This window comes from Cellulomonas sp. (assembly GCF_035634735.1).
Classification (GTDB): Bacteria; Actinomycetota; Actinomycetes; order Actinomycetales; family Cellulomonadaceae; genus Cellulomonas.
On sequence record NZ_DASQCJ010000201.1, the window covers coordinates 1 to 9,245 of the forward strand.

The 9,245-nt window shown below is 74.3% G+C and carries 6 protein-coding genes; 1 reads left to right on the forward strand and 5 read right to left on the reverse strand.

Annotated elements, in window-relative coordinates:
- Positions 1-10 precede the first annotated feature (10 nt).
- On the forward strand, positions 11-1,930 hold the full coding sequence (locus VER05_RS16530; protein ID WP_324846412.1) for a DUF222 domain-containing protein: 1,920 nt from the start codon (positions 11-13) through the stop codon (positions 1,928-1,930).
- Positions 1,931-2,079: 149 nt separating this feature from the next.
- Here VER05_RS16530 and VER05_RS16535 read toward each other — a convergent pair whose 3' ends face one another.
- The 5 genes from VER05_RS16535 to VER05_RS16555 form a co-directional block, all read right to left on the reverse strand.
- A complete protein-coding gene (locus VER05_RS16535; protein WP_324846413.1) occupies positions 2,080-3,801 on the reverse strand; it encodes an ABC transporter ATP-binding protein in 1,722 nt (573 codons plus the stop codon).
- On the reverse strand, positions 3,798-4,859 hold the full coding sequence (locus tag VER05_RS16540; protein WP_324846414.1) for an ABC transporter permease: 1,062 nt from the start codon (positions 4,857-4,859) through the stop codon (positions 3,798-3,800). Before VER05_RS16540 ends, VER05_RS16535 begins: the two co-directional genes overlap by 4 nt.
- Position 4,860: 1 nt before the next feature.
- Positions 4,861-5,994 (reverse strand): ABC transporter permease, encoded by a 1,134-nt coding sequence (locus VER05_RS16545; RefSeq protein ID WP_324846415.1) that lies wholly within the window; start codon positions 5,992-5,994, stop codon positions 4,861-4,863.
- A 73-nt stretch (positions 5,995-6,067) separates the two neighbouring features.
- Positions 6,068-7,735: an ABC transporter substrate-binding protein gene (locus VER05_RS16550; protein ID WP_324846416.1), complete on the reverse strand. Its 1,668-nt coding sequence runs from the start codon at positions 7,733-7,735 to the stop codon at positions 6,068-6,070.
- Positions 7,736-8,078: 343 nt separating this feature from the next.
- Positions 8,079-9,245 (reverse strand): glutamate-1-semialdehyde 2,1-aminomutase (locus tag VER05_RS16555; protein WP_324846417.1); only part of this gene is annotated, 1,167 nt, incomplete at its 5' end.

Here is a 9,245-nt window from a genome sequence, read left to right on the forward strand (position 1 = left end):
GGGTCGTTTCATGGCATCTGACCTGCAGGAACACCCGGACGGCGACGTGGTCGCCGCCCCGGTGCTGCCGGTCTACGCGCCGGACGGGACGTGCCTGACGGACTTCGGCCCGGACCCGGTGGTGGCGGCCGGTCGGGCGCCTCGCACGTCGGAGCAGCGGCAGGTCGAGGCGATCGCGTCCTGCCCGCCCGGGCCGGTGCTGGACGCGTGGTTGCGGGGGTTGGACCAGCGGGTGGTGTCCTCGACGGTGCTGGTGGAGGTGGTCGCGGCGATCGACCGGATGGAGTCGCACCTGCACGCCCGCAAGCTGGCCGCGGTCGCCGAGCTCGCGAGCCGGCAGGAGATGCGCCCGGACTGGTCCCCGCTCGCAGGCGCCCCGCCGACCCAGTCCTCCGTCGCGGGGGACGAGCTGGCGATGCGGCTCGGGTGGGCGCGGATGACCGCGTCCCGGGTCGTGCGCCGGGCGGTCGTGCTGGACGGGCTGCTGGGCGCGACCGGGGAGGCGCTGGAGGCGGGTCACGTCGACGCGGCGAAGGCCGAGGTGCTGGCGGCGGCGTTGACCGACCAGTCGTTCCAGGTCGCGCACGCCGTCGAGGACGCCGTGCTGCCCGACGCCGACCAGTGCTCGGTCGCCGAGCTGCGACAGCGGGTCCAGCGCGAGATCCGGCTCGCCGACCCCGACGGCGCCGCGGACCGGCACGAGCGGGCCAGGTGCACCCGCCGGGTCACGCACCCGCGGCCGCAGCCGGACGGCATGGCGTCGATGTGGCTGGTGCTGGCCGCCGAGGACGCGACCCGGGTCGACGGGGTGCTCGACCACGCGGCGCGCGCCGCGAAGGCGGTCGGTGACGGCCGCACGCTCGATCAGCTCCGGGCGGACGGCCTGCGGGACCTGGTCGTCGGGGACGTGCCCGAGTCGGACGGGCCGGCGTTCGAGGTCCGGCTCGATCCGCCCGCGCCGGTGCTGCCGAAGCCGCGCCGGTCGGCGGAGGACCTGACCACCACCACCTTCAGCCTGACGCCCCGGCCGCCGGTCGAGCCGGTCCCGACCGCCACGATCGTCCCGCTCCATGAGGTCGACCCGAGCGCCGCGACCGGCGCCCGCCGTGCGACGGCGGACCCGCCCGTCGCGGCTCCCGCGCCCGGAGCCTCGCCGACCCCTGCTGCCGAGCCGGCCCCGGCTGCCGAGCCGACCCACCTCGCGACGCCGACCCGCGTCGCGGAGCCGACCGGCGTCGGTGTGCCGACCCCTGACGCCGACCCGACCCGTGCTCCCGAACCGACCCGCGCGGCCGCGCCCGCCGCGCCCGCCGCGCGCACCGCGATCGCCCCGCGGTCGACCGCGCCGCGCCGCGGCTGCACCCGCTGCTCCGGTCGCCCCGGCGCCGAGGTCCGGATCACCCTCGCGGCGTCGACCCTGATGGGCCTGGACGACCAGCCCGGCGACCTGGCGGGGTACGGACCCGTCGACGCCGTCCGGGCCCGCGCGCTGGCCGCCGGCGGGGTGTGGCGGCGGCTGGTGACCGACCCGGTCACCCACCGGGTGCTCGACGTCGGCCGGGGGCGGTACCGACCCCCGGTGGCGTTGGACGAGCTCGTGCGGGCGCGGGACGGGACCTGCGTCGCGCCCGGGTGCACGGTCCCGGCCTGCCGCTGCGAGCTCGACCACACCGAGGAGTTCCACCCCCGACCCGGCACCGACGCCGATGACCAGGACGCGCCCCGCGGCCGCACCGACGCGGGCAACCTCGGCCCGCTGTGCCACCGCCACCACCGCCTGAAGACCGACGGCGGCTTCCGGCTGCGGCAGATCGAGCCCGGGCTGTTCGAGTGGATCACCCCGACCGGGCACCGCTACCTGACCCGCCCCGGGACCGGGCGGTCCCACGACGCCACCGCCGACCCGCACGACGAACGCCCACCCTTCTAGGCGCTCTGGCGCTCTGGCGCTCCGGCGATCCGACGATCCGGCGCTCCGGCGGTGTGCGGAGGCCCTGCCGCCCGTGCTCTCGGACGCCGCAGGGGCGCGCCCCCGGGTGTCCGGGAGCGCGCCCCTGCGGGTGCCGCGCGCGCTGCGGGTCAGGCCAGCGCCCGCCAGGCCTCGCGCCGGCGGGCCTGCTCGTCCGGGTCCGGCACGGGGAGGCTCGCCAGCAGCCGCTGGGTGTACTCCTCGCGCGGGCTGCCCAGCACCTCCTCGCCGGTGCCCTCCTCGACCAGCCGGCCGCGATGCAGCACCGCGATCCGGTCGGCGAGCAGGTCCACGACGGCGAGGTCGTGGCTGATGAACAGGCACGCGAACCCGAGCTGCTCCTGGAGCTCCGAGAACAGCTCGAGGACCCGCGCCTGGACGGACACGTCGAGCGCCGAGGTGGGCTCGTCCGCGATCAGCAGCTCGGGGTCGAGCGCGAGCGCCCGGGCGAGCGACGCGCGCTGACGCTGGCCGCCGGACAGCTCGTGCGGGAACCGGTCGCCGTAGGAGCGCGGCAGCTGCACCGACTCCAGCAGCTCGTCGACGCGCGCCCGCGCGGCCCGGGCGTCGCGCGCCCGGCCGTGCACGACCAGCGGCTCGGCCACGCACTCGGCGATGGTGAGCAGCGGGTTGAACGACGTCGCCGGGTCCTGGAACACGAACCCGATGCGCGGCCGGACCGGCCGCAGGGCGCGCTCGCGCACGCCGTTCATCTCGAGCCCCAGCACCCGGAGCGAGCCGCCGGTGACCCGGGTCAGGCCGGCGATCGCCCGCCCGATGGTGGTCTTGCCGGAGCCGGACTCGCCGACGAGGCCGACGACCTCGCCGGGCCGGATCGCGAGCGACACCTTGTCGACCGCCCGGAACCCGGGCTGCCGGAGCCGGCCGGGGTAGACGATCTCGAGGTCCCGCGCCTCGACCACCGGCGCCTGCTCGGCCCAGCCCGCGGGCCGGGCGCCGGCGCGGGCGCGGGCGTGCGCGCCCCCGCTGCCGATCCGCGGCACCGCGTCGAGCAGCGTGCGGGTGTACGCGTGCTGCGGGGCGCCGAACAGGTCGCGCACGGGCGCCTGCTCGACGATCTTCCCCTGGTACATCACGGCGACGCGGTCGGCGAGGTCGGCGACGACGCCCATGTTGTGCGTGATGAGCACGATGGCCGCGCCGAACTCGTCCCGGCAGCGCCGGAGCAGGTCGAGGATCTCGGCCTGCACGGTCACGTCGAGGGCGGTGGTGGGCTCGTCGGCGATGATCACGCCGGGGTCGAGCACCAGCGCCTGGGCGATGACGATGCGCTGCTTCTGCCCGCCGGAGAACTGGTGCGGGTAGTGGTCGATCCGGCGCTCGGGGTCGGGGATGCCGACCCGGCGCAGGATGTCGACCGCCTTGGCCCGGGCGTCGGACCGGCTGATCCTCTGGTGGGACCGCAGGCCCTCGATGATCTGCCAGCCGATCGGGTAGACCGGGTTCAGCGCGGTGGACGGCTCCTGGAACACCATGGCGGCGTCCCGGCCGCGGACCTGCCGGAGCGCCGACTGGTCGAGCGCCACCACGTCGCTGCGCACCGCGCCGTCCCGCGAGGACAGCACGACGGCGCCCCGGGTGGTGGCGGTCGAGGGCAGCAGGCCCAGCAGCGTCTTGGCCGTCACGGACTTGCCGGAGCCGGACTCGCCGACGACGGCCAGCACCTCGCCGGCCGCCACCGTGAGCGAGACGCCGTCGACGGCCCGGACGTTGCCCGCGTCGGTCGCGAAGGACACCGACAGGTCGGTGATCTCGACCACCGGCTCGGCGGTCGCTCCCTGGTGCGGCGTGCTGTCGGTGCGCGCGGTCATCGGGCCGCCTCCGTCCCGGGCTCGAGGCCCTCCAGGCCGCCGGGGGCGGTCAGCGCGCCGCCGGGCACGACCGAGGTCGCGGCGACGTCGCCCTGCACATCGGCGGACGCGCGGCGGGTGCGCAGCCGCGGGTCCGCCAGGTCGTTCAGGGACTCGCCGACGAGGGTGATGCCCAGGACGGACAGCACGATGGCGAGGCCCGGGAACACCGAGGTCCACCAGATGCCGGACGTGACGTCGGCGATGGCGCGGTTGAGGTCGTAGCCCCACTCCGCGGCCTTGGTGGGCTCGATGCCGAACCCGAGGAAGCCGAGGCCGGCGAGGGTGAGCACGGCCTCGGACGCGTTCAGCGTGATGATCAGCGGAAGCGTGCGGGTCGCGTTGCGCAGCACGTGCTTGGTCATGATCCGGCCGTTGCTCGCGCCGATGACGCGGGCGGACTCGACGAAGGCCTCGGACTTGATCCGGATGGTCTCCGCGCGCACGACCCGGAGGTACTGCGGCGTGAACACGACGGTGATCGAGAGCGCCGCCGCGAGGACGCCGCCCCACATGCTGGACTGCCCGCCGCTGATGACGATGGCCAGCACGATGGCGAGCAGCAGGGACGGGAAGGCGTAGATCGCGTCGGCCGCCACGACGAGCACCCGGTCGAGCCAGCCGCCGAAGTAGCCGGAGACGAGGCCGAGCAGCACGCCGATGACCAGCGAGGCCGCGATCGCGATGATCATGACGAGCAGCGCCGTGCGCGACCCGTAGATCACCCGGGACAGCACGTCGAAGCCGCCGACGGTGGTGCCGAGCCAGTGCTCGGCCGAGGGCGGCTGCTGCGCGCCGAACGGGCCGTCCGCGTCGCGCAGCTGGTTGAACCCGTAGGGCGCGAGCAGCGGCGCGAGCAGGGCGGTGAGGACGAGCAGGCCGGTGAGGACCAGGCCCGCGATCAGCATGCCGCGCTGCAGCCCGACGCTCTGCCGGAGCTGGTGCACGACGGGCAGCCGGCGCCAGCCGCGGCGGGCCGGGGCGGCCGCGGCGGGGGCGGCGGTGGGGGTGGTCGCCATGTCAGTACCTCACCCTCGGGTCGATGAGCGCGGCGATGACGTCGACGAGGAAGTTCGTCACGGCGACGATCACGGCGAGCAGCACGACGATGCCCTGCACGGCGACGAAGTCGCGCGCCTGCAGGTACTGCGACAGCTGGAAGCCCAGGCCGCGCCACTCGAAGGTCGTCTCGGTCAGCACGGCGCCGACGAGCAGCATCGCGACCTGCATGCCGACCACGGTGATGATCGGGATGAGCGCGGGCTTGTACGCGTGCTTGCGCAGCAGCCGGGACTCGCGGACGCCGCGCGACCGGGCCGCGTCGACGTAGCCGGAGCCGAGGGTGCCGATGACGTTGGTCCGCACGAGCCGGAGGAAGACGCCGGCGGTGAGCAGCCCGAGCGCGATCGCCGGGAGCACGGCGTGCTGCAGGACGTCCGCGACGACCTCGCCGTTGCCGGTCCGGATCGCGTCGATCAGGTAGATGCCGGTCGGGTTGTCCAGCTGCCGCATCTCGATCTCGGAGCGGGTGGACGCGCGTCCCGACACGGGCAGCCAGTCCAGCTGGACCGCGAACACCAGCTTGAGCAGCAGGCCGGCGAAGAACACCGGCGTGGCGTAGCAGGCGATCGCGAACACGCGCAGCAGCGCGTCGTGGGAGCGGTCGCGGAAGTACGCGGCGACCAGGCCCAGTGGGATGCCGACGACGAACGCGACGAGCAGCGCGTAGCACGCGAGCTCGAGCGTCGCGGAGCCGAAGGTGGTCAGCACCTCGGTGACGGGCCGGCTGTCGCTGAGCGTGGTGCCGAAGTCGCCCCGCAGGATGTTGCCGAGGTACTCGCCGTACTGGACGAGGATCGGCCGGTCGTAGCCGGCCTGGTGGATCCGCTCGGCGAGCTGGTCGGCGGGCAACCGCCCGCCCTGGGCGGCCGTGATCGGGTCGCCGGTCGCGCGCATCAGCACGAACACGACGGTGACCAGGATGAACACGGTCGGGATGATCAGGAGGAACCGCACGAGGAGGTAGCGGCCGAGCCCGCCGCCGGCGCCCCGGGTGCGGGGCTCCTTGCGGACGGGCGTCGCGCCGCCCCCGGCGGCGGGCGCGTCCGCTGCGCCGGTGGGCTGCAGCGGACCGGTGGTGGAGGTGGAGGTCATCTCTTCTTCCCGGTGACGCCGCGGCGCGGACCGCTCGGGTGAGCGGCCCGCGCCGGGCGTGGTGTCGGTCGGATCAGCCGATGGCGAGCGCGCCGTAGCGGAACTTGAACGAGGCGTCGAGGGTGTCCTCGGCTCCGGTCACGTCCGCGCCCACGACGGCGACCTGCGCGCCCTGGAGGTACGGCACCGTGGACAGGTCCGCGGCGACCGCGTCCTGGATCTGCTCGATGATCGCGGTGCGCTCACCGGCGTCGGCGGTGACGGCCTGCTGGAGGATCAGGTCGTTCACCTCCTGGTTGTCGTAGTGGTTGCCCAGGAAGTTCTCCGTGAGGAAGAACGGCGTCAGGTAGTTGTCCGCGTCCGAGTAGTCCGGGAACCAGCCGAGCTGGTAGGCCGGGTACACGTCCGAGGTGCGGTCCTTGGCGTACTGCACCCACTCCGTGGTCTGCAGGTCGACCGCGAACAGGCCGGTGGACTCCAGCTGGTCCTTGATCAGCGCGTACTCCTCGCTGGAGGACGGGCCGTAGTGGTCGTTGCTGTACTGCAGCGACAGCTGGACCGGCGTCTCGACGCCCGCAGCCTCGAGCGCGGCGGCGGCCTTGTCGGCGTCCGGGCCGCCCTCGCCGTCGCCGTAGAGGCCCTTGAGCGACTCGGTGGCGCCGGTCAGGCCCTCGGGCACGTAGGAGTACAGCGGCGTGTAGGTGCCCTTGTAGACCTGGTCGGCGATCTCGTCGCGGTCGATCAGGTCGGCCACCGCCTGGCGCACGGCGAGCGCCTTGGCCGGGTCGGCCTCCGGCGTGGTCGCGCCGTACGGCTGGGTGTTGAAGTTGAACGTGATGTAGCGGATCTCGCCGCCGGGGCCGTCGACGACCTTGACGTTGTCGTCGCCGCGCAGGTCCTCGATGTCGGTCGCGGACAGCGAGCGGAACGCCACGTCGACGTCGCCCTGCTGGACGGCCAGCTTCAGGTTGGACGCCTCGGCGTAGTACGTGACCGAGACCTCCTGGGTCTTCGCCTGACCCAGCAGACCCTGGTACTCCGGGTTCGCCTCGTAGGACACGAGGTCGTTCTGGCTGTAGCCGGTGATCGTGTACGGGCCGGCGAACGCCTGGCCGTCGACGATCTCGTCGTCCGGGGTCAGCGCGTCGGCCGCGAAGACCTCCTCGTCGACGATCGGGCCGGCGGGGCTCGACAGGATCTGCGGGAACACCTGGTCGTCCGGGGACTTCAGGGTGAACACGACGGTGGTGTCGTCCGGCGCCGCGACGCTGTCCAGGTTGTAGAGCAGCGAGCCGGGGCCGTTGCCCTCGTCCGCGCCCGACTCGAAGATCGCGAGCTGGCGGTCGAACGTGAACTTCACGTCGGAGGACGTGAGGTCGTTCCCGTTCGCGAACGTCAGGCCCGGCTTGAGGGTGACCGTGTACTCGGTCGGCGAGGTGAACTCGGCCGACTCGGCGATGTCCGGCTCGACGTCCGGGCTGCCGAACGGCGTGTTCATGAGGAACGGGTACACCTGGTTCATCACGGCGAACGAGCCGTTGTCGTAGGAGCCCGCGGGGTCGATCGTCGTGATCTTGTCGGTCGTGCCGATCAGCAGCGAGCCGCCGCCGGAGCCGCCGCCGTCCGACGCGTCGTCGTCGCCGCCGGAGCCGCCGCCGCACGCGGCGAGGACGAGGGCGGTGGCGGCCAGGCCGGCCGCGGAGACGATGCCGCGCCGGCGGCCGAGGGGAACCGCAGTCATGCGTGTGCCTCTTCCCTGAAGGAGGACCGGCCGTGGGCCGCGGCAGCCCTGGACCCGGGCGGCGCGTCCCCCGGCCGAGGGGGATGTCGCGTGGTCACGGGGGCGATGGCGCCCGTGACGTGGGTCATAGAGGTAGCACAGGATCTGAGATTTTCGAACATTCCTGTGTTACGCGGACATTTCGGACCTGAAAAGGTGCAGGTCAGGGGCGTGGAACCGCGAATGTTACTCCCGGGTAGGAACCGTTCTCAGGAAAATTCCGACCCAGCGGTAGGTGATTGCGCGCGTGGCGCATTCCGGGGACGCCGGGCGTGGGTGCCCGTCGCCCCCGGAGCCCGCGCGGTCACGCGACGGGCGGCACCGCCTCCGCGGCCGCGCGGGCCGCCGCCGGCAGCGCCTCGACGACCCGGCCGAGCGCCGCGTCGTCGTGCGCCGCGGACACGAACCACGCCTCGAAGGCCGACGGCGGCGCGTACACGCCGTCGCGGAGCAGGCTGTGGAAGAAGGCCGGGTACCGCCACGACTCGGTCGCGAGCATCTCGGCGTAGTCCCGCGCGCCCGCGTCGGTGCCGAGCACGGTGCTGAACAGGTTGCTGGCGTGCTGCACCGCGTGCGGCAGGCCGACCGCGGTCAGCGCCTCGTCGACGGCCGCGCGCAGCGTCGCCGACGCCTGGTCGACGCGCGCGTAGACGGCGTCGTCGGCGAGCCGCAGCGTCGCGAGCCCCGCCGCGACGGCGACCGGGTTCCCCGACAGCGTGCCCGCCTGGTAGACGGGCCCGAGCGGCGCGAGCGCGTCCATCACCTCGGCGCGGCCGCCCAGCGCGGCGACCGGCATGCCGCCGCCGACGACCTTGCCGAAGGTCAGCAGGTCGGGCGACCAGCCCTCGCGCGCGGCCTCGAGCCCCCACCAGCCGGCGGGGCCGACGCGGAACCCGGTCAGCACCTCGTCCTGGATGAGCAGCGCGCCGTGCTCGCGGGTGATCCGGGACAGCGCGGCGTTGAACCCGGGCAGCGGGGGGACCACGCCCATGTTCGCGGGCGCGGCCTCGGTGATGACCGCGGCGATCCGGGGCCCGTGCTCGGCGAACGCGGCCTCGACGGCGGCGACGTCGTTGTACGGCAGCACGATCGTCTCGGCCGCGATCGCCGCGGGGACGCCAGCCGACCCGGGCAGCGCAAACGTCGCGAGGCCGGAGCCCGCGGCCGCCAGCAGGCCGTCCGAGTGCCCGTGGTAGAGGCCGGCGAACTTCACGACCGTGTCCCGGCCGGTGACGCCGCGCGCCAGGCGGATCGCGGTCATGGTCGCCTCGGTGCCGGTGGACACCAGGCGCAGCCGCTCGACCGCCGGCACCCGGGCGCGGACCGCCTCGGCGAGCTCGACCTCGGCCTGGGTCGGGGCGCCGAAGGAGAGCGCGTTGGCGGCGGCGGCCTGGACGGCGGCAACCACCGCCGGGTGGCTGTGCCCCGCGACCATCGGCCCCCACGAGCCGACGTAGTCGATATAGCGCTT

Coding starts and splice junctions, on each gene's coding strand:
- VER05_RS16550 (WP_324846416.1), bottom strand. CDS start 7,735: ATGACTGCGGTTCCCCTCGGCCGCCGGCGCGGCATCGTCTCCGCGGCC.
- VER05_RS16530 (WP_324846412.1), top strand. CDS start 11: ATGGCATCTGACCTGCAGGAACACCCGGACGGCGACGTGGTCGCCGCC.
- VER05_RS16545 (WP_324846415.1), bottom strand. CDS start 5,994: ATGACCTCCACCTCCACCACCGGTCCGCTGCAGCCCACCGGCGCAGCG.
- VER05_RS16540 (WP_324846414.1), bottom strand. CDS start 4,859: ATGGCGACCACCCCCACCGCCGCCCCCGCCGCGGCCGCCCCGGCCCGC.
- VER05_RS16535 (WP_324846413.1), bottom strand. CDS start 3,801: ATGACCGCGCGCACCGACAGCACGCCGCACCAGGGAGCGACCGCCGAG.